The organism is Myceligenerans salitolerans (assembly GCF_017349295.1).
Taxonomy (GTDB): domain Bacteria; phylum Actinomycetota; class Actinomycetes; order Actinomycetales; family Cellulomonadaceae; genus Myceligenerans; species Myceligenerans salitolerans.
On sequence record NZ_JAFMPK010000005.1, the window covers coordinates 57089 to 81317 of the forward strand.

A 24229-nucleotide genomic window follows, 5' to 3' on the forward strand; every position below is an offset into this window, starting at 1 on the left:
CGCCGCCCCGGCGCGGGTCGATAGCCAATCGGCGGTCGGTGGCCGTGTGGTCCGGTCGCTACCGCGCGGCCGGGCCCGGCGGGAACTCGGGCCGTTCGAACTGGTCGTTGATGCGCAGCCGGACCGTGGTGTCCATCGCCATGAGCTTCTTGGAGGCGCCACGGTGGGTGACGTCGGAGATGTCGGTCACCACGTAGCCGAGCTCGCCGTGGGTGGCGAGCATCTGACCCTCGATGTTGGCCCCGTGGTCGGCGAAGATCTGGTTGACCTGGGCCAGCACGCCCGGCACGTTGCGGTGCAGCAGGGCGATCCGGCCCGTCCCGGTGTGTTCCAGCTGGAGCGCCGGCAGGTTGACCGACAGCATCGTGGACCCGGTGGTGACGTAGTCCCGCAGCTTCTTCGACACGAACTGGCCGATCGCCTCCTGGGCCTCCTCGGTGGACCCGCCGACGTGCGGCGTGAGGATGACGTTCGGCAGGCCGCGCAGCACCGAGTCGAACGGGTCGCCCGACTTCTTCGGCTCCGAGGGGAACACGTCGATCGCGGCACCCGCCAGATGCCCGGACAGGATGTTCTCGCGCAGCGCCTCGACGTCCACCACGAACCCGCGGGACAGGTTGAGGAAGATCGCCCCCGGCTTCATCGCGGCGAAGTGCTGGGGCCCGAACATGCCGGCGTTCCCCGCCCGCCCGTCGACGTGCAGGGTCACGACGTCCGCCGCAGCGAGCAGCTCCTCCAGCGTCTCCGCGCGGCGTGCGTTGCCGAGCGCGAGCTTCTCCTCCAGGTCGTAGAAGACCACGGACATGCCGAGGTTCTCCGCGAGCACCGACAGCTGCGAACCGATGTTGCCGTAGCCGACGATCCCGAGCGTGCGGCCCCGGACCTCGTGCGACCCGGTCGCGGACTTCTCCCACACCCCGGCGTGCAGCGCCTTGTCGCGCTCGGGCAGCCGGCGGGTGAGCCCGATGATCTCGGCGATGGCCAGCTCGACCACCGATCGCGTGTTGGAGAACGGCGCGTTGAACGCGGCGATGCCCCGGCGGGCGGCGGCGGCGAGGTCGATCTGGTTGGTCCCGATGCTGAACGCGCCGACGGCCAGGAGGGAGTCGGTGGAGGCCAGCACCCGCTCGGTCACCTGGGTCTTGGACCGGATGCCGAGCAGGTGGACGCCGTCGAGGGCGGCGATCAGCTCGTCCTCGTCCAGGGCGCCCTTGCGGGTGTCCACCTCGAAGCCCGCGGCCTCGAGGTTCGTGGCGGCGCCGGGGTGGATGTTCTCGAGCAGGAGGGCACGGTGCACGGAGACATCGTGCGCGGTGCCGCTTCCTGAGACAACCGTGTCCCGTGATCCGGACGGCCCGTGGCCCGGGCTACCCGGTGAACCCCTCCGGCAGCTCCTCGGCGTGGACGACGACGAGCCGCTGGGTGGGCCGTGTCATCGCCACGTACAGGTCGCTGAGCCCGCCCGGCCCGGCGGCGATCCGTCGCGGCTCCACGAGCACCACGGCGTCGAACTCGAGCCCCTTCGTCTCGTGCGGGCTGAGAACCGTGACCTGGCGGTCCTCGGCCCGCTGGGCGGCGATGCGTTCCGCCTCCGAGGTACCGAGCGCGGCCGGCAGTGCGGCGGCCACGGCCTCCGCGACGTCGTGGGTGCGCTCCGCCAGGGTCACCACGGCGACACGGCCCGCCTCCGGCTCGACGAACTCCTTGGCGAGGGTCGCCGCCTCGTCCGCGACGTCCGTCGCCGCGACCTCGGCGCCGTGCACCCGCACGAGGGCGAGGGCGTGCTCCACCTCGCGCGCCGCCACGAGATCGCTGACGGGCAGGCCACCCGCCCGGGCGACGCGCTGGGCGGCGTCGGCGACGGCCGCCGGGGTGCGGTAGGAGACGGTCAGCTCGGCGAGCCGCCAGCTCTCCCGCAGCAGCGGCCCGAGCATGGTGGACCAGTCGCGGGCGCCGGCGGGCGAGGCGGTCTGGGCGACGTCGCCGACGATGGTCATCGACCGGGTCGGTACCCGCCGCGTGAGGGCGTGCCACGCCATGGGCGACAGCTCCTGCGCCTCGTCCACGACGACGTGCCCGAACGTCCACCGGCGGTCCGCGGCGGCACGCTCCGCCGTCGTGAGCGACGGCCCGGAGGTGGTGAACCGCGCGGCCAGCGTCTCGGCGTCGACCTGGATCATCGTGTTCGCCGCGCCCGAGGCCAGCACGCTGCGCGCGTGTTCCAGGGCCTCCGCCTCGGCGGCCGCGGCCTGCGCCGCCTCGGCCCGGGCGAGCGCGTCGTCCTCGCCGAGCAGCTCGTACGCCTCGTCGAGCAGAGGTACGTCCGACTCGGTCCAGGCGCTGCCCGGAGCACGCCGCAGGAGCGCACGGTCCCCCTCGCTCAGTTCCGGCGCCGCCTCGGCCAGCCGGTGCGGCTTGGCGTAGAGGTCCTCCAGCAGCTTCTCCGGCGTGATCGGGAACCAGGCCAGGTTGAGTGCCACGCGAACGTCCCGGTGCTCCCGCAGCTCCTCGACGAGAGCCGCCCGGTCCTCGGCGGCGAGCCGGGTGCCGTCGACGTCACGGATCTGGTCGGCCAGGCGTCCCAGCATGTCCTTGACGAACGTGGTCCGCGCCTCGTTGTGCGGTTTGTGCGACCTGCGCGCGCGGGCGATCGCGTCCCGTACGTCCCCGCGCCGGATCACGTAGTCGTGGCCCTCGACCCGTACCGGGAGATCGGCTGCCGGCACCCGCTCCCGTGCGCGGACGGCCCGCCGGATCACCCGGCGCCACAGCGGGCGGCCCTTGACCCGCGCGACGGCGGGCTCGTCCACGCCGGAGGCCTCGACGCCCGGGATCAGTTCGGCGATCGTCGTGGCCACCACGCCGGTCTCGCCGAGGGACGGGAGGACCTGGTCGATGTATCGCAGGAACGCGCGGTTCGGCCCGACGAGCAGCACCCCCGACCGCTCCAGCAGCCGGCGGTGGGCGTACAGCAGGTAGGCGGCACGGTGCAGCGCCACCGCGGTCTTGCCGGTACCCGGGCCGCCCTGGACCACGAGGGCGCCGGTGAGCTGCGACCGGATGATCCGGTCCTGCTCGGCCTGGATGGTCGCGACGATGTCGGTCATCCGGCCGGTGCGCCCGCTCGCCATCGCGGCCAGCAGGGCACCCTCGCCGGACAGCGACTCCGCCTCGATGCCCGAGTCGAGGTCCAGCACCTCGTCCTCCAGCCCGGTCACCGTGCGCGCCTTGGTCACCAGGTGCCGCCGGCGCCGGACACCGGCGGGATGCAGGGCGGTCGCGCGGTAGAACGCCTCCGCTGCGGGAGCGCGCCAGTCGGTCAGGATCCCGCGGTGCTCGGCGTCGTTCAGCCCGATACGGCCCACGTAGCGGACCTCGTCGCCCTCCAGGTCGAGACGGCCGAACGCGAGCCGGTCCTCGACGGCGTCGAGCTGTGCGGCACGGTCCTCGTACAGCGTGGCGAACGCGTCGCGCTCGCTGCGGTTCTGGTGCGTGCCGACCGCTCCCTGCATGCGCACGTCACGCAGCCGGCGACGCGTCGCCTCGCGCAACTCGTCGAGGCGGGCATACAGGACGTCGACCACAGCCTGTTCGTGGCTCAACTCGTTCCCGATACCGGTCACGCGGGGACCTCCGTGATCTTGGCCGGAGCGTTGCCGGGCCAGGGGTCGGTAAGGAATCGGTCGTGAAAGACCGGCCGACCATTATCCCCCGGAGGTCAAGAGGTCGGCGCCTTCACACGCTGGGGCGCTGACACGGCGAGGGAACCCTGCGTAGGATCGCCGCCATGGACCCGGCAGGGGCAACACCGCGCGACGGCGCGGCCGACGACGTTCCCATCTCCCTCCCGCCGGAACCACCCGAGGTCCTGACCGTCCTCCTCGTGGAGGACGACGACGCGGACGCGCTTCTGGTGACGGACCTGCTCTCCCGTGCGGGTGTGCGGGCCGACATGCACCGGGCACGGCGGGTCACCGAGGCGCTGGCGATCCTGGACGACGTCCGCGTCGACTGCCTGCTGCTGGACCTGGGCCTGCCCGACGCCGTCGGCCTCGGCGCGCTGGAACGCGTCGTCGCGCACGTGGACGGCCTGCCCGACCCGCCGGCCGTCGTCGTCCTGACCGGCGACGCCGCCGCGGGCGCCGGTGCCAAGGCCGTCGCGGTCGGGGCGGACGACTATCTCGTCAAGGGCGAGGTCGACGGCGACCGCCTCGCCCGGGCCCTGCGCTACGCCACGCTCCGGCGGCGCTCGGCGGTCCAGCAGCTCGCGCTCTACCGCAGCGAGGTGCGCGCCGCCGAGACGATGCGCCTCGAGCGCGCCCTCCTGCCCGAGGCGGTCGTCCGGGACGAGCGCATCTCCCTCATGGTCGGATATCTCCCGGGAGGGAACGGGCTGCTCGGGGGCGACTTCTTCGACGCCGTCGAGCGGCCCGACGGGTCACTCATGATCGTCGTCGGCGACGTGGCCGGGCACGGTCCGGACGAGGCGGCGCTCGGCGCCGCGATGCGCACCGCGTGGCGGACCCTCGTCCTGTCGGGCACGCACCCCGGCGACATCCTGCCTCTCATGGAACGGGTGCTCCTGCCCGAGCGGCAGGGCCCGGAGGTCTTCGTCACGTTGTGCCAGGTCGTCGTGACGGCGGACCGTGCCGCCATGGACGTGTACCTCGCGGGGCATCCGCTGCCGCTGCTCGTGACGCGCACCGACCACGGCCCGCGATGCACCGAGCTGACCGATGCCGGACGCGGACGTGCGCTCGGGATCCCGGCGTCCGGTTCCTGGGAGGCGTCGCGCGTCGCGCTCCCCGGGTCGTGGACCGTCGTGCTCTTCACCGACGGCCTCGTCGAGGCCAAGGTCACCGTCGACGACGACGGCTCGCCCACCGTTCCCGACGCCCGCGGTCGCATGCCACGGCTCGGCGTGGACGGGCTGCGCGCCGTGGTGGCCGCCGAGCTCGCCCGCGGCAGCCACGACGTCGTCCCGCGCGTGCTGCGTCGCGTGCGGACCCTGCACGGCGGCCCGCTGGCCGACGACGCCGCCCTCCTGCTCGCCGGGTGGGACGCCGACGGCGACGCGGGCCCCGCCGAGCGCACGTCCACGCTGGCGGACTCCACCGAATGGGATCGCGCATGACCGTCCTGCCGGAGCCCTGGGAGAGGCCCCTGGCCCAGGTGTCGATGCGGCGAAGGCTGGCGCGGCTGCAGGGCTCCGTGGCGACCGCCATCGTGCTCGCGCTGATCGTCGCCCTGCTGGCCTGGTCCCAGGCGGCACAGGCGAGCAAGCTGGTCGAGGGCGCCTACTTCGACGCGCTCGCCGACGGCGACCAGGCGCGGCTGGCGCTCGTGGACGCCGAACCCTCGGTGCGCTCCTACTACGCCACGTGCAGCCCCGCGGTCCTGCAGCCCTACCGCCGGATCGCCGCCGATCCGGGGCTCGTCGGCCTCGACATCGACCAGCGGATCCTGGACGCCCGTCCCGAGGTGGACAGGGCCCGGCAGCGCGCCGCGGAGTCCACGGACGCCTGGCTCGAGGACTTCGCCCGCCCCACCGTCGCGGCGATCGACGAGGCGCGCGTCGCCGCCCTCGCCGGCCGGTCCGACAGCGACGAGGCGCGCGAGGAGTGCGTCGAGGAGGCAGAGCGGACGGTGCCGTCGGTCGGGGACGGCCTGGCGAGCATCGCGCGGGCGCGGGACGACGTGGGCGACTACCTGGAGGTCCTGAACGACGCGCGGGCCGCCACGCTCGCCGAACGGCAGTCCTGGGACGCGGTGCTGGTCGGCGCGATCGTCACCCTGGCCCTGGTCGTCGTCCTCCTGGGAACGCTGATGTGGCTGGCCCTCGAGACGTGGGTGATCAAGCCGGCCTCCACCCTCACCCGTGCGGTACGCACGGTGGCCGCCGGGTCGATCGAGACGGAGATCAGGCCGGTGGGGGCCGGCGAGATCATGTCGCTCTCGCTGCACGTCGAGGGCATGCGGCGTGAGCTGCTCCATCACATGGAGGACATGCGCCTGGCGCAGCAGGAGGTCGAGAACGCCCACGTGATGCTCACGGACCAGGCGCGAGAGCTCGAGCGCAGCAACCGCGACCTCGAGCACTTCGCCTACGTGGCCTCGCACGACCTCCAGGAGCCGCTGCGCAAGGTGGCGGGCTTCAGCCAGATGCTCCAGCAGCGCTACGGCGACTCCCTCGACGACAAGGCCCACCAGTACATCGAGTTCGCCGTGGACGGCGCCAAGCGGATGCAGGAACTCATCAAGGACCTCCTGAGCTTCTCCCGCGTGGGCCGGTCGGGGGAGGAGCATGCCTCCGTCGACCTCGACGAGGTGCTCGGCCAGGTCGAGAGCGACCTGTCGGAGCTGATCGCGGAGGCCGGCGCGACGATCACGCACGACCCGCTGCCGACGGTGCGCGGCGAGCCGCGCCTGCTGCACCAGGTGCTGGCGAACCTGCTGTCGAACGCGCTGAAGTTCCGTGAGCCGGAGCGGGACCCGACCGTGCACATCGAGGTGCGATCGATGCGGACGGCGTGGGAGATCTCGGTCGTCGACAACGGGATCGGCATCGAGTCCCAGTACGCGGACCGCGTGTTCGTGATCTTCCAGCGGCTGCACCCGAGGGGCGAGTACTCGGGCACGGGCATCGGCCTGGCGCTCGTCAAGCGCATCGTGGAGCACCACGGGGGCCACATCTGGATCGAGCCGACCGAGGGCGGCGGTACCACCGTCCGGTTCACCCTGGCCAGGACCGTGACCGCGGCCGGAGGACGGCGCACGTCGACCGAACGCGCGCAGTCCACTACTCTCGGATGAGTCGACCCGTCACGAGGACGGACGGGTGCCGTGACACGAGTGTGCCGTCCGGGGAGGACCTCAGGTGGAAGACCGCAGGCCGATCGAGATCCTCCTGGTCGAGGACGACCCCGGTGACGTCCTCATGACGCAGGAGGCGTTCGCGGAGCACAAGACCCCGGTGAACGTGTCGGTGGCGGGCGACGGCGTGGCCGCGCTCCAGTTCCTGCGCAAGCAGGGTGAGTGGGCCGATGCCCCGGAACCCGACCTGGTGCTGCTGGATCTCAACCTCCCCCGCATGGACGGTATGGAGGTCCTCGCGGTCGTGAAGAACGACCCGATGCTGCGGCACATCCCCATCGTGGTGCTGACCACGTCGGACGCGCAGGAGGACGTCGTGGGGTCGTACTCGCTGCACGCGAACGCGTACGTGACCAAGCCGGTGGACTTCGACAAGTTCCAGGCCGTCGTGCGGCAGATCGACGAGTTCTTCGTCTCCACGGTGCTGCGTCCCGGGCACTAGGCACCGGCCGCGGGAAGTTCCGTGCCCGTGCCGTTGTTGTCATGTTCGCACCAGGGACCGTCGAGAAGGATACGAGGAAGAGAACGTGCTGGATCCCCAGGACATCTACGAGGTTGACGAGGCCGCCGTGGCGCGGACCCTGGGCGCGCACGCCCCCGGTGACGAGCGCCTGCCCGGCGACGACGTGGCCGGTGCCGCTCCCGGCTCCGAGGTGGTGGAACGGCGCGGGGTCGCGCGGCGGGGCGAGGGCCCGGTCATGGTGCACTCGATGCGCGGTTTCGTGGACGCGGGCGCGGCGGGGGAGATCGCCGTCGAGCACCTCGTCGGCGAGCTCACCACCGAGCGCCTCGTCACGTTCGACATCGACCAGCTGCTCGACTACCGCAGCAAGCGCGGCACGATGACGTTCGACAGCGACCGCTGGGTCGGGTACGACGCCCCCGAGCTGGCGATCGACCACGTGACCGACAAGGAGGGGACCGGCTTCCTGCTGCTGCACGGTGCCGAGCCGGACCTCCAGTGGGAGCGGGTCGTCGCCGCCGTGGAGCAGCTGGTGCGCCGGTTCGACGTCAGCCTGGCCGTCGGCGTGCACGGGATCCCCATGGGCGTACCGCACACCCGTCCGATGTCACTGACCGCGCACGCGACGAGGTCCGGGCTGATCGAGGACTACACGTCGTGGTTCGGGTCGGTGAAGGTGCCGGGTTCGCTGGCGGCCCTGCTCGAGCTGCGGCTCGGCGAGGCCGGGCACGACGCGCTCGGCTTCACGATGCACGTCCCGCACTACCTGGCGCAGTCGCACTACCCGCCGGCCGCGGTGGTGGCGCTGCAGCACATCGAGCGGACCACGGGCCTGGCCCTGGGCATCGGTGCTCTCGACGCCGCGGCGGTCGACGCGCGGATCGAGGTGGAGCAGCAGGTGGCCGAGTCCGGCGAGATCGCTGCCGTGGTCAGTGCGCTCGAGGAGCAGTACGACGCTTTCTCCCGGTCGATCGGCCGCCCGAACCTGCTCGCCGAGTCCGCGCCGCTGCCCACTGCCGACGAGCTCGGCGCGGAGTTCGAGCGCTTCCTGGCGCAGCAGGACGGGTCCGGCGACTAGCCGTTCCTTCGTGCCGAATCTTCCCGACACAGTGGGAATATCCGTTATCCGTGGCGGTGAGCAGTGGTCCGTGCCACACTGGCGCACGCCGCACTGCGAGCTGCCGGCGCCACACCCCGCGGGTCGTGGATCCCAGGCGAGCCGCGGCACGGTGCGGGCACTCGGCTCGCACGACGTGACGGAAGGTCGAAAGACGCATGGCGCAGGGTTCTGTGAAGTGGTTCAACGCGGAGAAGGGGTACGGGTTCATCGCCCAGGACGGCGGCGGTGCCGACGTCTTCGTGCACTACTCCGCGATCGAGACGCAGGGTTACAAGTCGCTCGAGGAGGCCCAGCGGGTCGAGTTCGAGATCACGCAGGGCCCGAAGGGGCCGCAGGCGGAGCAGGTCGTCCCGCTCTGACGCCGGCGAAGGGCGCGGTGCCGCGTGGGAACCGGGCAACCGGCGTCCTGCCCGGAGCCGGATCCCCGACGCCGTCGCTCCGGCGCTGACCAGGGCCGTATCCCGCACACGGGATACGGCCCCGGTCGTGTACGGGGTGGAACGGGCCCCTCGCCCTCAGCCCGGTGCGGTGGTGGCCGGTTCCGGCGCCGTCTCCAGGGCTACCGCGGTACCGGCGAAGCGTGTGGCGTCCTCGCCGGCGAGCAGCGTGGCCGGTACGGCGAGCGTGCGCAACGCCCGCCCGAGGGCGGGCACCCGCAGGTCCGTGTGATCTGTCCCGTCCCGGACCGCCACGAGTACCACGTTGCCGTACCTGCGACCCTTGAGGATCGCGGGTTCCGCGATCGCCGCCAGCCGTCCGGAGGGCGCCGCCGAGGGGCCGAAGGCCTCGGCGAGGCTCGCGAGCTCCCGGCGCGCGACGGTCAGCGGCGGCCGGTCCGCGCAGTTGAGGAGCAGCACACCGCCGGGTCGCAGCGCGCGTCGGGCGGCGCGCGCGAACCGGGTGCCGACAAGGTGGCCCGGGGTCAGGTCACCGGCGAAGACGTCCCTGATCACGATGTCGAAGGAGTCCGGGCGAACCCCCGCCAGGGCGCGGCCCGCGTCGTCGGCGCGCAGGCGCAGCAGGGGTGAGCGGGGGAGGGCGAACCACTCGCGCACGAGCTCGACGAGGCGGGCGTCGAGGTCGACACCGAGCTGCCGGGAGTCCGGCCGCTCGTGCTCGACGTACCGGGCGAGCGCGCTGCCGGCGGCGCCGAGATGGAGGGCGCGCAGCGGCCCGGCCGGCAGGACGTCGATGACGGCGGCCATCTGCTGCATGTACTCGAAGTCGAGGAATCCCGGGTCCGACAGGTCGAGGCCCGAGCTCGGGACGCCGTTGACGTAGAGCGTCACCCGGTCCGGACGATCCGGGTCACGGGCCACCTCGGCGGTCCCCGTGCTGATCGGGACCGGTCCGGCGGGGAATGTCGGTGTCCCGTTGTTGGATGGGGTGCGTCGGGTGGGGCGGGACGTACGACGGGCCATGGGTCCAGTGTCTCGCGCCGACCGTACGGATTGACACGTTCGAACTCATGTTCGACACTGATGGCTGAGGAACCGGATCGGAGGGCACCATGGGCATGACCCAGGGCAGGGGATCGGATGTCGTCGCGGCGAGCACGCGGGTACCGCGGCCCGTGCCTCCAGGCGTCCGCGCGCTGTTGCGCCGGGCGGACGCGGAGCTGGCGCAGGCGCACGCCGCGCCGTCTCCGGAGGATCGCTTCCGCCACGCCCATCTCGCGGCCATCCGCGCGGCCGCCGCGGTCCTGGCGCTGCGCGGCCGGCCCTCGGCGCGATCCGGGGCGCGGACGGTCTGGGACATGCTCGTGCGAGTCGAGCCGGACCTGGCGCCCTGGTCGGGGTACTTCGCCTCCGGCGCACCGCTGCGCGCCGCGGTCGACGCCGGCCGTACGGGTGAGGTGGACGCCACGCGGGCGGACGAGATCCTCGCGTGCGCGGAGGACTTCCGCGACGAGGTCGCGATGCTGGCGGACCCGGACGCGACGTTCGCCCACCGCCCGCACCTGCGCCTCGTGCCGGAGGTCTCATGACCGCGGGCCTGCGGGGTACCGGGGCATGAGCCGCGCTCCGAGATCCGTGGCCGCACGGCGGGACTGGGGTTCCGACGAGTCCGGCTGCACGGTCATGCACGTCGACATGGACGCGTTCTTCGCCTCGTGCGAGATCGCCCGTCGCCCCGAACTGCGTGGCAAGGCGGTGATCGTCGGCGGACGGGAGCGGGGCGTCGTGGCGGCGGCGACGTACGAGGCGCGCGCCTACGGGGTGAAATCGGCCATGTCGATGACCCGCGCGCGCCTGCTGTGTCCGCAGGCGGTCGTGATCACGCCGGACTTCCGGCTCTACTCCGAGGTCTCACGCGGGGTGATGGAGATCCTGGGCGAGGTCACCCCGCTCGTCGAGAAGGTCAGTGTGGACGAGGCGTTCCTCGACGTGGCCGGCGCGCGGAGACGGCTGGGCGAGCCCACCCGGATCGGCGCGGCGGTCCGTGAGCGGATCCGGTCGGCGTACGGGGTGACGGCATCGGTCGGGATCGCACGGAACAAGTTCGTGGCCAAGCTCGCCTCGACGCACGCCAAGCCCGACGGGCTGCTGCTGGTCCCGGACGCCGCGACCGTCGAGTTCCTGCACTGCCTGCCGGTGGGTGCGCTGTGGGGCGTCGGGGAGAAGACGGAGAGGACCCTTGCGGCGTGGGGCATCACCACGGTGGCCGAGCTGGCGCACACCGATCTGCCCAGCCTGCAGACCGCCGTCGGGCGGGTGAGCGGGGCGCACCTGCACGATCTCGCCTGGGGCCGCGACCCGCGGCCCGTGATGCCCGGCCGGGAGGAGCACAGCGTCGGCGCGGAGACGACGTTCGGCGTCGACGTGCACGACGAGGACGTGCTCGTGCGGCGCATCCGGGAACTCGCGGATCGTGTCGCGGCCCGCATGCGGGAGCAGGGAGTGGTCGCCCGCACGGTGTCGGTGAAGGTGCGTACCAGCGACTTCGTCACCGTCACGCGTTCACGGACCCTCGACGGGCCGACCGACGTGGCCCGGGAGATCTATCTCGTGGCACGTCAGCTCGTCGCGTCGGTGGACCGGCGCGGGCTGCCGGTGCGCCTGGTGGGCGTACGAGGCGAGCGCGTTCTCGAACGCGAGGGTCTCGCCGCCCAGCCGACGCTGGAGGAGGCTGCGGACCCTCGATCGGGCGCCCAGCGCGATGTCGAGGTCGCGCTCGACGCCGTGCGGCGGAAGTTCGGCCGGTCCGTCATCGACCTGGGAGCATGACGGCCACGCAGGTCGTCGGCGCCGGTTACCGCTTCGTCCGGGATGTCGACTACCGTACGGGGCGCGACCGGCTTATCCTGAGAGGGTCACCGTAACTTTGCGAGATCTGGGGGTCTCGATGCCGCTTTCCGAGTACGAGCAGCGAGTGCTGGAGCAGATGGAGCGCGCCCTCACCTCCGACGACCCGCGTCTCGCGAACACGTTGCAGTCCTCCGGTCGCAGATCCGTCCTGCGGTACGTGCTGGCCGGCGTCGCCGTCGTCGTCGGCCTGCTTCTGCTGGTGGTGGGCGTCGCGTCGTCCAGCACCTGGATCGGCGTGGTGGGGTTCGTCCTGATGTTCGCGGGTGTCGTGTTCGCCGTCGCGGCGCCGCGACGGAAGTCGGGTCCGGCGGGAGTCGTGGACGGCGAGGGCAATGTCACACCGCCCAAGCCCGGGAAGACCAAGGACGGGTCGTCCGGCGGTTGGTCGGGCTTCCTGTCGAGGATGGAAGAACGCTGGGACCGTCGTCGGGACCAGGGTCGCTGACCCAGTTCCCGCCGCACGGGTCCGTCGGCACGAACGAGCGGCGAGGGCCGCCCCGGAACCCCGGGGCGGCCCTCTCGTCTCCGCCGGGCCGACCCGTCCCGTTCGGCCCGGCGGGCTCAGCGACGCAGTGCCTGGGCCAGGACCTCGCCGACCCGGCCGGCCGGCGTGTCCGTGGTCCCCAAGGTCTCGGTGATTCCCGCAGAGACGGCCGTGGTGAGCTCGTCGAGCTGGGACGGCGACGGTGACACGAAGTCACGGGCGTAGCGCTCGTTCTCGACGGCCCGCGTGAGGGTGACGATGCCCTCGGCGGTCTCCTCGGGCAGCGGGCTCCCGGTGCGTGCGCGCACCTGGTCCGCGATCTCGCCGGGTGCCTGCCGGAGCGTCGTCGACGGGCCGAGCACCACGTTTCGTTCGGCGAGCTGGGCGACCACTCGTGCCCACGCCTGTTCCGGGTCGAGCGTCACCGGGTCCTGGCGACGCCGGAAGAGCAGCCACAGCGCGCCCGCACAGATCGCCAGCGCCAGCACCGCCGTACCGGCCCAGACCTCCCACGGCAGCGACTCCTCGCCCCCGCCCGCGGCACCGGGCGCCGTCGGGTCCGCCTCGGCGGTGGGATCCGCCTCCTCCGGCTCGTTCGCCGGAGGATTCGTGGGGCGCGGCTCCTCGGGCACCTCGCTCGGTGCCGGGTCGGCCGCCGCCGCCGGGTTCGCGTAGTCGGGCAGAGGACCGGTCTGCACCTGCGGGGTCGGCTCGAACCGCACCCACCCGAAGCCCTCGAACCACACTTCTGGCCACGAGTGGGAATCCTGGCCGGTGACCGACCAGACGTCGTCGCCGTCCTCGTCGCTCCCGGGGAGGTACCCCACACCGATCCGCGTCGGGATGCCGAGCGAGCGGGCCATGACGAAGAACGCCGTCGAGAACTGGACGCAGTAGCCCTGCCTGTCGGTCAGGAAGTCCCAGGTGGCATCGTCCGTCCGGGCCGGTGCGGTGTCCGGCGAGTACGTGAACCCGCCCTCGTGGTGCAGCCAGTTCTGCAGGGCCACGGCCTGGTCGTAGCGTGTACGGGCGCCGTCGGTGACCTCCAGCGCGAGTGCCGAGGTCTCGGCGAGGTACTGGGTCTCCTCCAGGGACGTGTAGTTCGCGCTCGCCGGCAGGCCGTCCCCCGCCGCGCGGAGTGCCCCCGGGGTCAGCCCGCGGTCGAGGATCTCCACGGTGTACCGGGTGCCCTCGGTGAGCCGCCCGTCGCTGCGCACCTCGTCCAGCACCGGGTCCCAGCGCCACCCGTCGTCGTCCGGGGGCGTGACGACCCGTCGCGGCCCACCGGGGATCGGCAGCAGGCCGTCCCGGTCGGCGGAGACCCGCACGTCGAGCCGGGCGGACGCGCCGGTGAGGCTCTCCGTGCCGGCCATGAGCCGTGACTCGGAGGTGATGTCCACGAGACCGCCGTCGCGCGGGTCCCAGCTGACCCGGCGACCGTCCCATGCGGTGAACGTGCGTTCCCGCAGCGGCCCGCGGTGCTCGGGGTCGGAGATCTCGTACGTGAGCACCTCCGCCGAGGACCGCGCCCCGAGGCCCGCGCGCATGTCGAACTGGTCCGACAGTTCCAGGGACTGCCCCTGCGTCCGGAAGATCTGCGAGAACCCGGTGGCGACACCGGGGACCGCCGCGACCACGGTTCCGGTGCCCAGGGCGAGGACCGCGACGACGGCGGACGAGACCGCGGTGATCCAGGCCCGCGACCGGCGGGCCCGCGCGACGGCGGCGTCCCGGCTCGGGCCGCGGACGAACCCCGAACCGTGCTGGTCGAGCGTGAGCAGCAACAGGGCGGCGGTCACCGCCACCACGAAGGTCCCGGCGGGGATCCGGCCCATGATCGAGAGCGACGGGGTCCACAGCACCAGCAGGGGGAGCCCGGCCATGGCCGGCATCCGCGCCCCGGCCAGTGAGTCGGCGACGAGGAACATCAGGAGCGTGCCCGCGACCGCCACCATCCCGATCGGCAGGCTGTCCGCGACCGGCGCGCGCTCCATGGTCATGATGTCGGTGGCGAGCGCGAACCGGTCGAGCACCCAGCGCCACTCGTCGCCGCCCACCAGGAGCGTCATCTCACCGGTCGCGGTTCCGTACCGGGCCAGGACGTACCAGCAGGCCACGGCCAGGCCGACGAGCGTGGCCAGGAACGACACCGTGCCGGCGGCGCGTTCGGCAGCGTGGTCGCCCGCGGACTCGCGCACGGACTCGCGCGCGGACTCGCGCGCGGCGGTACCGCCGGACGCCCCGCCGCCGCCCGGGGCCGCCCGGGACCCCGCGCGGTTCATCGCCCGGTTCAGCAGCGCCCACCGGGCCAGGCTCGTGCTCGCGGCGACCAGGACGACGCCGACGACGCCGGCGCGGGTCCAGGCGCCCGGGTCGATGATCTCACCGAGCGCGAACATCGACGCGATGGTCGCGACGGCGACCAGGGCGCCGCTCACGACGGTCCGGGTGAGTGCTCCATGGTGTGCCGGGATCACGCTGCCCCCTCGCTCAGGAGCGCCCAGGCGCGCTCGATGTCGGTGCGGGCCTCGCACTGCGCCACGTGCCATCCCGCGGCGGTGAGCTCCGCGGCGGTGTCGTCGAGGTCGTGGCGGAATCCCTTGCCGCGCGGGGCCACGAGCAGTGCCCAGCAGGACCCGTCGGCTCCGAGGGTGGCCAGTTCCCGCCGGGTGTCGGGGCCCTGCGGTCCGAGAACCGCCACCAGGAGCTCGCTCGGGCGCCGTGCCAGCCGGAGCGCCCGGGCGGTGGTGCCGGCGGCGTGCTCGGCCTCGGCGGCACCCCGGTGGCCGTGCAGGTCGACGCAGGCGTCGAGCAGCACGTGCCGGGCGGAGCGGGTCGGCACGAACCGGACGCCCTCCACGGCCGGGGCCGCGCTGGTCGTGAGAACGCGCGCCGGGTGCCCCGCCTCGAGGAACGATGTCGCCAGCGACGCGGCCAGGTCCACCGCCCACTCGCCGTCGCCCACGGCCGCCGGCCGGCTGAACGCCGTGGCGGCGCCGTCCTGCTGGTGCGGCAGCAGACCGCGGTCCAGCAGGACGCTCACCGGACGCACGCCCGCGCTCTCGTCGGCACGCACCAGGAGCTGCCCGCGGCGGGCGGCGCTGGCCCAGTGCACACGGCGGGGGTCGTCGCCGGGGACGTACTCGCGCAGTACCGCGTCGTCGGACGACTGGAGGCTCCCGCCGGCCGACGCGCGGTCGACGTCGCCGCGGGCGCGTGTGCGCATCGCGAGCTCCACGGTGCGGGGCCAGACCGCCACGCCGGTCGTGCTGCCGAGCGGCTGCGTGGCCCTCACCAGACCGAACACGTCGGTGCGGGAGGTGAGCAGGGGACCCAAGGGCCAGCGGCCCCGCCGCGACGGCGTCAGGGAGTACGTGACGTCGATCCGTTCGGCCCGGGCATGCACCCGTGCCCTGATGCCCTCGTGCCCGGCGAGCTCGTGCGCGGCCTGTTCCGACAGCCGCAGGCGCGCGAGGCGTTCGTAGGCGGCACCGGTCGGGGCGGCGGCGGAGACGGCGAGATGCACGTCGGTCCGTCCGTCCCGCACCACGGGACTCGGGACGACGCGGCGATGGACGACCAGCGCCCCGCGTCCCTCGTCGAGCCGCTGCAGGCCGGTCACCAGCCAGGCGAGCGCGACGGCGAGCACCGCGGCCGCGCCGGCCGCGACGAGGTCCGGCAGGGACAGCAGCAGGCCGACCAGCACGAGCACCACGCCGATCAGGCACGCCCCGACGCCCCGGCCGGTGAGCCGTACGCGGCCGAGGCGGCGGAGTGCGGCGACCAGTCGCATCAGCGGCGGTCGGACCGGTCGAGCGCCGGCACGGGGGTGCGGCGGACGATGTCGTCGACGAGGTGTTCGGCCGTGACACCGCCCAGCCGGGACTCGGTGGTCTGGATGAGGCGGTGCGCGATGACGGGGCGGGCGAGCCGCTGCACGTCGTCCGGCAGCACGTGGTTGCGGCCTGCCATCGCCGCCATCGCCTTGGCCGCCTTGAGGAGCTGCAGCGAGGCGCGCGGGGAGGCACCGAGCCGCAGACCGGCGTGCTCGCGCGTGGCGCTCACGAGCGCGAGCACGTACCGCTTCACGGAGCTCGACGCGTACACGCCGCGCACGAACGCCGCGTACCGCAGCATGGCCGCGCCGTCCGCGACCGGCTCGAGGTGGCTCAGCGGCGTGGTGGCCTCCTGGCGCTCGAGCATGAGGAGTTCGGCGTCGGTGTCGGGGTAGCCGACCGTGATGCGGGCCATGAAACGGTCCCGCTGCGCCTCGGGGAGCGGGTAGGTCCCCTCCATCTCGACCGGGTTCTGCGTCGCGACGACGAGGAACGGGCGGGGCAGGACGTGCGTGGTGCCGTCGACGGTGGTCTGTCCCTCCTCCATGCACTCCAGCAGCGCGGACTGGGTCTTGGGGGAGGCGCGGTTGATCTCGTCGCCGATGACGATGTTGTTGAACACCGGGCCGGGCCGGAACTCGAACTCGTGGCTGTCGTTCCGGAAGATGTTGACCCCGGTGAGGTCGCTCGGCAGCAGGTCCGGCGTGAACTGGATGCGGCCGGCGGCGCAGTCGATGCTGCGCGCCAGCGCCTTCGCGAGCGTGGTCTTGCCGACCCCCGGTACGTCCTCCACCAGCAGATGTCCCTCGGCCAGCAGGACGGCGAGCGTGATGTCCGCCAGCCCGGGCCGGCCCGTGACGACCGACTCGATCGCCGCACGGATCCGGCTCGTGGTGTCGACGAGTTCCGCGAGCACGGCGCCCGGGTCGCCGGAAGCCACGCCGTTGCCGGAGGCGCCCGTGGCGGCGGGCTGCGGCGGTACGGCCCCGACCGGACGGCGGACGCTCGCGTCACCTGCGACGCCACCGGCCTGCTGGGACTGGAGCAGGCCGGGAGCGTGGGGATCTTGCTGCACTTGGGGAAACCTCCGTCGGCCTGGGTGCTGGGGAGCGGCCACGATACCGGCCCCGTGCCGGACGTCCGCTGTGTCCGTTCAGCCTAATGGAGCCGGCAGGGAATCTGTTGCGTTCGTCACGCGCGCGGGGGCCCGGTCTCCACGCTCCCCGGGGAGCGACGGCGGACCGGGGAGGGCCGGTGCGTACCGGACGTACCGATCGGGCGCCGCCAGGCCGTCAGGTCGCGCGCGGCCGCCGCAGGGCCAGGGCGAGGACGACGACGGCGATCGCCGCGGCCAGCGCCAGGAACGCGTCCGCGTAGCCGGTTCCCGCGATCACGAGCCCCAGTAGGAACGCGCCGGCGCCGAGGCCGCCGTCGTAGGCGATGTTCCAGACCGTGCTGGCGGCGCCGTGGTGCCCGGTGCCGAGGGCTCCCATGACGGACACGAAGGAGTCGTTCTGCGTCGCACCGAACCCGGCGCCGAGCAGGACCGCGCCGAGCAGGAACGCAGGGCCCCCGGACAGCGAGACGGCGATGGTCGCGGCGCCGGCCGCGCACAGGAGGCCGCCGGGCAGGAGCAGCCGTCCGGCGCCGATGCGGTCGCCCGCGGCTCCGGCGGCGAGGCGTGCCGCGACCAGCGCGGCCGACGCGGCCAGCAGTGCCAGGGCGACGTCCCCGTCGCCGGGCCCCGCGACGGGAAGGAACGTGGTCGCCGCACCGAACGAGGCGGCGGCGAGCAGGAAGATCGCGATCGGCCGGACGATGTGCCGGGCACCGGTGAGCGAGCGGAGCGTGAAGCTCCCGTGGCTGTGGCCCGGCAGCGCCAGAGCGATGAGCGCGCCGGCCACGGACGCGACGCCCGCCGACCAGAAGGTGACGTCGAAACCCCAGGTCTGGGCCACCCACACGCCTCCGGGCAGCGCGACCAGGTTGGGCAGTGCCGCCGACGTCCCGTAGAGCGCCGCCGAGCGGGCGAAGCGTCCGGCAGCCGCCAGTTCGGCGACCAGGGTCCCGCCCGCGACGACGACCAGTGCGAACCCCGCACCCCGTGCGGCGGACAGGGCGAGGACGGGCAGGAGGTCCGTCGTGAGCAGGTAGAGGGGCGTCGGCGCGCCCAGGAGCGCGGCACCCACGACCACCATCATCCGCAGGTCGAGCAGCCGGAACAGCCAGGGCATGGCGAGCTGCGCGGCGACGGTGCCGGCCATCATGACGCCCGTCGTGCTCCCCGTCGCCACGCTGCCTGCGCCGCCCTGCGCGGCCCACAGCGGGACGACGGACAACAGCGCGGCGTAGTTCGTCAGCGCGAGGAAGGTGACGACCAGGAGCACGGTGAAGCCACGCGACCGGTGGGTGACGTCGTGCGGGGTTCCTGTCGTGCCGGTCGCGCTCATACGGCGAGTGTGGGGCCGCGGGGCGGCGCGGGACAAGCGAGTACTGCTTCACCGGGATTCAGCAAGGCTGAACGCCGGCGGGCGCCATGGTTCGCGTCTCGTGGCCGGACGTGTCCCGCGGTCCGGTCCCGTGGTGCCGGACGGCGCGGCGGCGCCTTAACCGATTAGCCTCCTGCGGTCGTCGAAGCGCTTCAACTACGGTGCCCGTGCCGGGCACAGAGCCGTGCCCGCCAGGGGCCGGCCGGCCCCTGAGGTGTCGGCACGAAGAGGTGAGCACGGATGAGACTTCGGCCAGTCGTCGCAGCCCTTGCCGGGTTGGGACTGGGAGCGGCGGGGCTGGGCGCCGCCGCGGTGAGCGCCGCGGCGGAGGCCCCGCCCGCGGCCGTGCCGGGTGGGTGGAGCGCGACCGCCGCCCAGCACGCCGACTACGAGTGGGGCAACGTGGAGATCGTCGGGGGCGGTTTCGTGCCCGGCATCGTGTACAGCGAGGCCGAGCAGGGCCTGGCCTACGTCCGGACCGACGTCGGCGGGGCGTACCGCCGTGATCCCGGTACCGACCGGTGGATCCCCCTGCTCGACCACGTCGGCTGGGACGACTGGGGCCACAGCGGTGTCCTGTCGATCGCCCCGGACCCCACGGACGCGGACCGCGTCTACGCGATGGTCGGCTCCTACACGAACTCGTGGGACCCGAACAACGGCGCGATCCTGCGCAGCTCGGACCGCGGCGAGACCTGGTCGAAGACGGACCTGCCGTTCAAGGTGGGCGGCAACATGCCGGGCCGCGGGATGGGTGAACGGCTCGCCGTCGACCCCGTCGACCCGCGGGTGCTGTACCTCGGTACGGAGGGCGGCAACGGGCTGTGGCGCAGCACGGACCGCGGCGCGACCTGGGCCCAGGTCGGCAACTTCCCCAACGCGGGCGACTACGTCCAGGACCCGTCGGACCCGAACGACTACCTGACCACCAACCAGGGCGTGCTGTGGGTCGAGTTCGACCCGGACGGCGCGTCCGCGGGAAGCCCGAGCAACACGATCTACGTCGGGGTGGCGGACAAGGAGAACAACGTCTACCGCTCCACCGACGCGGGCGCCACGTGGGAGCGCGTGCCCGGCCAGCCCACGGGCTTCATCCCGCACAAGGCGGTGCTCGACACCGCGGGGGGCCAGTTCTACCTGGCGACCTCGGACACCGGCGGTCCCTACGACGGCGGCCTCGGGGACGTCTGGCGCCTGGACACCGCCACCGGTGAGTGGACGCGGATCAGCCCCGTTCCGTCCGACGACCCGGACGCCTACTTCGGGTACTCGGGCCTGACGATCGACCAGCAGGACCCGGACACGATCATGGTGGTCAGCCAGATCTCGTGGTGGCCGGACATCCAGGTCTACCGCAGCACCGACCGCGGTGAGACGTGGAGCCCGATCTGGGAGTGGGCCGCCTACCCGGAGCGCACCCTGCGCTATTCGCTCGACATCTCCGGGGCGCCGTGGCTCGACTTCGGCAACCAGGACACACCCGACAGCCCCAGCCCCAAGCTCGGCTGGATGACCGAGTCGTTCGAGATCGACCCGTTCGACTCGGACAGCTTCCTGTACGGCACCGGCGCCACGGTGTACGGCGGCGAGAACCTCACCGCGTGGGACTCGGGCGGCACCGTGGACATCGGCGTCCGTGCCCAGGGCATCGAGGAGACGGCGATCCAGGACCTCGCCGCCCCGCCCGGCGACGTCGACCTGATCTCTGGCATGTACGACATCGGCGGCTTCGTGCACGACGACGTCCACACCGTGCCGAGCAGCTTCCAGTACACGCAGCCCTACCAGACCGGCGTGCTCGGCGTGGACTTCGCGCAGGACGTGCCGGACACGATGGTGCGTGTCGGCCAGTCGGACGAGGAGGGTGCCGCCCGCCTGGGCGTCTCCACGTCCGGCGGCGACTCGTGGTGGGCGGCGCAGGAGCCGGCAGGTGTCACCGGCCCGGGCAGCGTCGCGCTCGGCGCGGACGGCTCGCGGATCCTGTGGAGTCCGGACGGCACGGGCGTGCACGTGTCCACGACGCTCGGGTCGAGCTGGACGGCGTCCTCGGGCGTGCCCGCCGGGGCGAGCGTCGAGGCGGACCGTGCGGACCCGCGGCGCTTCTACGCCATGGCGGGCGGCACGTTCTACGTCTCCGGTGACGGCGGCGCGACGTTCACGGCGTCCGCGGCCTCCGGCCTGCCGACGGGGGAGGTGCGGTTCGGGGCGGTGCCGGGGCGGTCGGGCGAGATCTTCGTCGCCGGGAGCGACGACGACGGCCCGTACGGGCTGTGGCACTCGACCGACGGCGGCGCCACCTTCGAACGGGTGGCCGGCGTCGACGAGGCGGACGCGGTCGGGTTCGGCGCGCCCGCCCCCGGGTTCGATCACCCGGCCGTCTACATCTCGGCGCGGGTGGACGGCGTGCGAGGCCTCTTCCGGTCCGACGACGCCGGGGCTTCGTGGGTGCGGATCAACGACGACGAGCACCAGTTCGCCTGGACGGGCCAGGTCGTCACGGGCGACCCGGACGTGTACGGCCGCGTGTACGTCGGCACGAACGGCCGCGGCATCGTCATGGGCGAGTTCACCGGCACGGCCCCGTCGCCCGACCCGACCCCGACCGACGAGCCGACGGAGCCGGAACCCACGCCGACGCCGACGCCGACACCCACGCCGACGCCGACCGGTCCGGCGCCCGCCTGCGTGGCCGAGTGGCGGACGGTGAACGAGTGGGGCAGCGGCTTCCAGGGCGAGGTCACGGTGACCAGCACGGGCACGCAGACGCTCGACCCGTGGGTGGTCGAGTGGTCGTTCCCCGCGGGCGTCCGGATCTCCAACGGGTGGGGGGCCGACGTCGTCCAGGACGGGACATCGGTCACGGCCGCGGCGCCGTCGTGGGACACCGACCTCGGGCCGGGTGAGTCCGCGACCGTCGGCTTCGTGGCCTCGATGCCGAACGGGACGACGCCGTCGGCCGACGACATCCGACTCGGCGGGACCGCCTGCGGCGTCTCCTGACGTCCGGCGGCTTCTCCGCCACGATCACGCACGACCACGGGGTGGGCGTCCGGTTCCGGCCGGGCGCCCGCCCTCGCTTCGTCGGCCCAGCGGGGCGGACGTCCGGATCGCGCCGGGCGCCCGCCCCGTGCTGTGTGCCGGGAGCCCTGCGACGGTCCGGGAAGGACACGCGCGGGTTCCCATTTCCTCCACCGCGTCTTTATGTTCTTGACCTGCATATTGACATTACCTGCACGAGTTGCCGCGATCAAATCTCAGGCTATGTGGAGCAAAGTGGAGTAGCGTGGAGGTCGCGGGAGCGCGAGGGGAGGTGCGAGCCGTGGACAGCACGACATCCGGAGTGCCGGACGCCACGTTCACCGGCCCGGGCCTTCTTCTCGGCACGTTCACCCCGAAGCTCGACGAGAAGGGCCGGCTCATCCTTCCCGCCAAGTTCCGGGGCCGTCTCGCCGGGGGTCTGGTCATGACCCGCGGTCAGGACAGGTGCCTGTTCCTGCTCCCGATGGACGAGTTCAGCCGGATCTACGAGCAGGTCCGCTCCGCGCCCGTGACGAGCCAGCAGGCGCGCGACTACCTGCGGATGTTCCTGTCGAGCGCCTCGGACGAGGTGCCCGACAAGCAGGGCCGGGTCTCCATTCCCGCACCCCTGCGCGAGTACGCGGGCCTGGGTCGCGACGTGGTCGTGATCGGGGTCGGCACCCGCGTGGAGGTCTGGGACGCGGAGGCCTGGGCGGCCTACTCGGAGGAGAAGGAGGCGGGCTACGCCGAGATCGCGGAAGCGATCTCGGATCTCGGCATCTGATCCCTGGCGGGGTCCACCGGCCGTCCGGTGAGGCCTCCTCCCGCGAGGTCTGGCGCACTTCCCCGGCGCCAGAAGCGCGGAGGGAGACCTGATCGGGCGGCCCGCTCACCCGGGCGTGGCCCTGGGCACCTGGGCAAAACAAAAGAATCCGGCAAGCAACGAGAACGGCACGAAAAGGGAAGGAGGGTGGGCATGATGAACACGGCCGAGGACCGCACCGGCGACGCCGCGGACCGGCATCTGCCCGTCCTCCTGCAGCGCTGCGTCGATCTGCTCGCCCCGGCTCTCGCCGAGCCGGGTTCCGTGCTCGTCGACTGCACGCTCGGTATGGGCGGTCACACCGAGGGCATCCTGGAGCAGGTGCCCACGGCACGTGTGATCGGCATCGACCGCGACCCGGAGGCGCTTCGGCTCGCCTCGGCGCGCCTGGCCCGCTTCGGCGACCGGTTCACCCCCGTGCACGCGGTCTACGACGAGATCGGCGACGTCGTCGGCGAGCACACCGCGAGCAGCCGTACCCCGGGTGCCGTGCAGGGCGTGCTCATGGACCTCGGCGTCAGCTCGCTGCAGCTCGACGAGACCGACCGCGGCTTCGCGTACGCCCGGGACGCACCGCTCGACATGCGGATGGACCCCACCCGAGGCGACACCGCGGCCGACGTGCTGAACACCTACGACGAGCGCGAGCTCACGCGGATCCTGCGGGAGTACGGCGAGGAGCGGTTCGCCCCCAGGATCGCCCGCGCGATCGTGCGACGCCGCGAGTCGGAGCCGTGGGAGCGGTCCGGCGACCTGGTCGACCTGCTGCGCGCCACGATCCCGGCCGCGACTCGCAAGACCGGCGGTCACCCCGCCAAGCGCACGTTCCAGGCGCTGCGGATCGAGGTGAACGGCGAGATCGAGGTGCTCGAGCGCGCCGTCCCGGCCGCGATCGAGGCGCTGGCGACCGATGGCCGGATCGTCGTGGAGTCGTACCACTCGCTGGAGGACCGCATCGTCAAGCGGGCCGTCCAGCGGGGGACGACGTCCTCGGCGCCGCCCGGTCTGCCCGTCGAGCCCGAGACCCACAGGCCCTATCTGGAGGCGCTGACCCGCGGTGCGGAGACCGCCGACGGACCGGAGCTGGAGCGCAACCCGCGCTCGGCCTCGGTCCGTCTGCGGGCCGCCCGCCGTGTCCGGCCCACGCCCGATCATCTGCGCGAGGCCCGCGGCCCGCGACGTCGCGCGGATCACGAGAACCCCCGGAAGCACCAGGCACGCAAGGAGGACCGCCGATGAGCGCAGCACGCGCCGCAGCCGCGCGGACCACTACCGCACCCACCCGGTCGCCGTCGCGCCCGGCGAACCGCCGGCCCTCGCTGACCGCGATCCCCGGCGGCGCCGGGCGGACCGGCCGCCGGTTCGACGCCGTCCGCGCGCCGCTGCACGCCCGGTCCAAGGTGCCGTTCCTCGTGCTGTGCGCCACGATCCTGCTCGGGGCGCTCGTCACCGCGCTCGTCCTGAACACGACCCTCGCGCGCGGCTCGTACGAGATGGCGCGGCTGCAGAGCGACGTGGGCCGTACCGCCCAGGACGTGCAGGGCCTCCAGGAGGACATCGCGCAGGCCGAGGCGAACCTGGCCGACACCGCCCGCTCCTACGGGATGGTCCCGGCCGAGAACCCGATCATGCTCTCGGTGGAGACCGGCAAGGTGGTGCAGGGGAACGACAAGTGACGGCGCCGCGGAAGGGCACGGCGAAGAACTCCGGGAAGGCCGCGCGGAAGGGGACGTCGAACTCCGGGAAGGCCGCGCGCAAGGGTGGCGCGACCGGTTCGCCGCGGCGCACCGCCAAGGACGCCCGGAAGAAGACCAC

19 protein-coding genes are annotated in these 24229 nt (G+C 73.1%); 12 read left to right on the forward strand and 7 right to left on the reverse strand.

From position 1 onward, the window contains the following. Window positions 1-58: 58 nt before the first annotated feature. Both serA and J0911_RS00295 read right to left on the reverse strand, forming a co-directional pair. Window positions 59-1297: a phosphoglycerate dehydrogenase gene (gene serA / locus J0911_RS00290; RefSeq protein ID WP_207273396.1), complete on the reverse strand. Its 1239-nt coding sequence runs from the start codon at window positions 1295-1297 to the stop codon at window positions 59-61. Between the two features lie 70 nt (window positions 1298-1367). Then, a complete protein-coding gene (locus J0911_RS00295; protein WP_207273397.1) occupies window positions 1368-3623 on the reverse strand; it encodes a HelD family protein in 2256 nt (751 codons plus the stop codon). A gap of 164 nt (window positions 3624-3787) precedes the next feature. Between J0911_RS00295 and J0911_RS00300 the strand changes: the two genes are divergently transcribed. From J0911_RS00300 to J0911_RS00320, 5 genes are all read left to right on the forward strand, one after another. Continuing rightward, the gene (locus J0911_RS00300) at window positions 3788-5134 is read left to right on the forward strand and encodes a PP2C family protein-serine/threonine phosphatase (protein WP_207273398.1); all 1347 of its coding nucleotides are present in this window, start codon (window positions 3788-3790) and stop codon (window positions 5132-5134) included. After that, window positions 5131-6813: a sensor histidine kinase gene (locus J0911_RS00305; RefSeq protein ID WP_242636065.1), complete on the forward strand. Its 1683-nt coding sequence runs from the start codon at window positions 5131-5133 to the stop codon at window positions 6811-6813. The genes J0911_RS00300 and J0911_RS00305 overlap by 4 nt, the downstream gene beginning before the upstream one ends. Before the next feature lie 64 nt (window positions 6814-6877). Further along, complete coding sequence (locus J0911_RS00310) at window positions 6878-7315, forward strand: response regulator (protein ID WP_207273399.1); 438 nt, start codon at window positions 6878-6880, stop codon at window positions 7313-7315. 85 nt (window positions 7316-7400) lie between these two features. Continuing rightward, window positions 7401-8414, forward strand: coding sequence for a proteasome assembly chaperone family protein (locus J0911_RS00315; RefSeq protein ID WP_207273400.1), 1014 nt, complete (start codon window positions 7401-7403; stop codon window positions 8412-8414). A 197-nt stretch (window positions 8415-8611) separates the two neighbouring features. Beyond that, window positions 8612-8815 carry a cold-shock protein gene (locus J0911_RS00320; protein WP_123815030.1) on the forward strand — a complete coding sequence of 68 codons (204 nt, stop codon included), beginning with the start codon at window positions 8612-8614 and terminating at the stop codon, window positions 8813-8815. A 156-nt stretch (window positions 8816-8971) separates the two neighbouring features. On the opposite strand, the gene J0911_RS00325 is transcribed toward J0911_RS00320, so the two are convergent. Next, window positions 8972-9877 (reverse strand): spermidine synthase, encoded by a 906-nt coding sequence (locus tag J0911_RS00325; RefSeq protein WP_207273401.1) that lies wholly within the window; start codon window positions 9875-9877, stop codon window positions 8972-8974. 89 nt (window positions 9878-9966) lie between these two features. On the opposite strand from J0911_RS00325, the gene J0911_RS00330 reads away from it, so the two are divergent. From J0911_RS00330 to J0911_RS00340, 3 genes are all read left to right on the forward strand, one after another. Continuing rightward, entirely contained in the window at window positions 9967-10443 is a 477-nt protein-coding gene (locus J0911_RS00330; protein WP_207273402.1) for an SAV_6107 family HEPN domain-containing protein, read from the forward strand. A 25-nt stretch (window positions 10444-10468) separates the two neighbouring features. Next, window positions 10469-11683 carry a DNA polymerase IV gene (gene dinB / locus J0911_RS00335; protein WP_207273403.1) on the forward strand — a complete coding sequence of 405 codons (1215 nt, stop codon included), beginning with the start codon at window positions 10469-10471 and terminating at the stop codon, window positions 11681-11683. Between the two features lie 118 nt (window positions 11684-11801). Next, window positions 11802-12209, forward strand: coding sequence for an SCO2097 family morphological protein (locus J0911_RS00340; RefSeq protein WP_207273404.1), 408 nt, complete (start codon window positions 11802-11804; stop codon window positions 12207-12209). Window positions 12210-12325: 116 nt separating this feature from the next. Here J0911_RS00340 and J0911_RS00345 read toward each other — a convergent pair whose 3' ends face one another. From J0911_RS00345 to J0911_RS00360, 4 genes are all read right to left on the reverse strand, one after another. Then, window positions 12326-14725, reverse strand: a complete 2400-nt coding sequence (locus J0911_RS00345; protein WP_207273405.1) for a transglutaminase TgpA family protein — start codon at window positions 14723-14725, stop codon at window positions 12326-12328. Further along, window positions 14722-16041 (reverse strand): DUF58 domain-containing protein, encoded by a 1320-nt coding sequence (locus J0911_RS00350; protein WP_207273406.1) that lies wholly within the window; start codon window positions 16039-16041, stop codon window positions 14722-14724. The genes J0911_RS00345 and J0911_RS00350 overlap by 4 nt, the downstream gene beginning before the upstream one ends. Next, window positions 16041-17024 carry an AAA family ATPase gene (locus J0911_RS00355; RefSeq protein ID WP_207273419.1) on the reverse strand — a complete coding sequence of 328 codons (984 nt, stop codon included), beginning with the start codon at window positions 17022-17024 and terminating at the stop codon, window positions 16041-16043. Before J0911_RS00355 ends, J0911_RS00350 begins: the two co-directional genes overlap by 1 nt. A 352-nt stretch (window positions 17025-17376) precedes the next feature. Beyond that, a complete protein-coding gene (locus tag J0911_RS00360) occupies window positions 17377-18534 on the reverse strand; it encodes an MFS transporter (RefSeq protein WP_207273407.1) in 1158 nt (385 codons plus the stop codon). A 279-nt stretch (window positions 18535-18813) separates the two neighbouring features. Here J0911_RS00360 and J0911_RS00365 point away from each other — a divergent pair, with 279 nt between their 5' ends. The 4 genes from J0911_RS00365 to ftsL all read left to right on the forward strand — a co-directional run bounded on the left by J0911_RS00365 (window position 18814) and on the right by ftsL (window position 24090). Continuing rightward, window positions 18814-21573 (forward strand): cellulose binding domain-containing protein, encoded by a 2760-nt coding sequence (locus tag J0911_RS00365; protein ID WP_207273408.1) that lies wholly within the window; start codon window positions 18814-18816, stop codon window positions 21571-21573. A 319-nt stretch (window positions 21574-21892) separates the two neighbouring features. After that, window positions 21893-22375 carry a division/cell wall cluster transcriptional repressor MraZ gene (mraZ, locus tag J0911_RS00370; RefSeq protein WP_307864841.1) on the forward strand — a complete coding sequence of 161 codons (483 nt, stop codon included), beginning with the start codon at window positions 21893-21895 and terminating at the stop codon, window positions 22373-22375. A gap of 195 nt (window positions 22376-22570) precedes the next feature. Beyond that, complete coding sequence (gene rsmH, locus J0911_RS00375; protein WP_207273421.1) at window positions 22571-23653, forward strand: 16S rRNA (cytosine(1402)-N(4))-methyltransferase RsmH; 1083 nt, start codon at window positions 22571-22573, stop codon at window positions 23651-23653. Continuing rightward, a complete protein-coding gene (ftsL, locus tag J0911_RS00380; RefSeq protein ID WP_207273409.1) occupies window positions 23650-24090 on the forward strand; it encodes a cell division protein FtsL in 441 nt (146 codons plus the stop codon). Before rsmH ends, ftsL begins: the two co-directional genes overlap by 4 nt. Window positions 24091-24229: the final 139 nt, after the last annotated feature.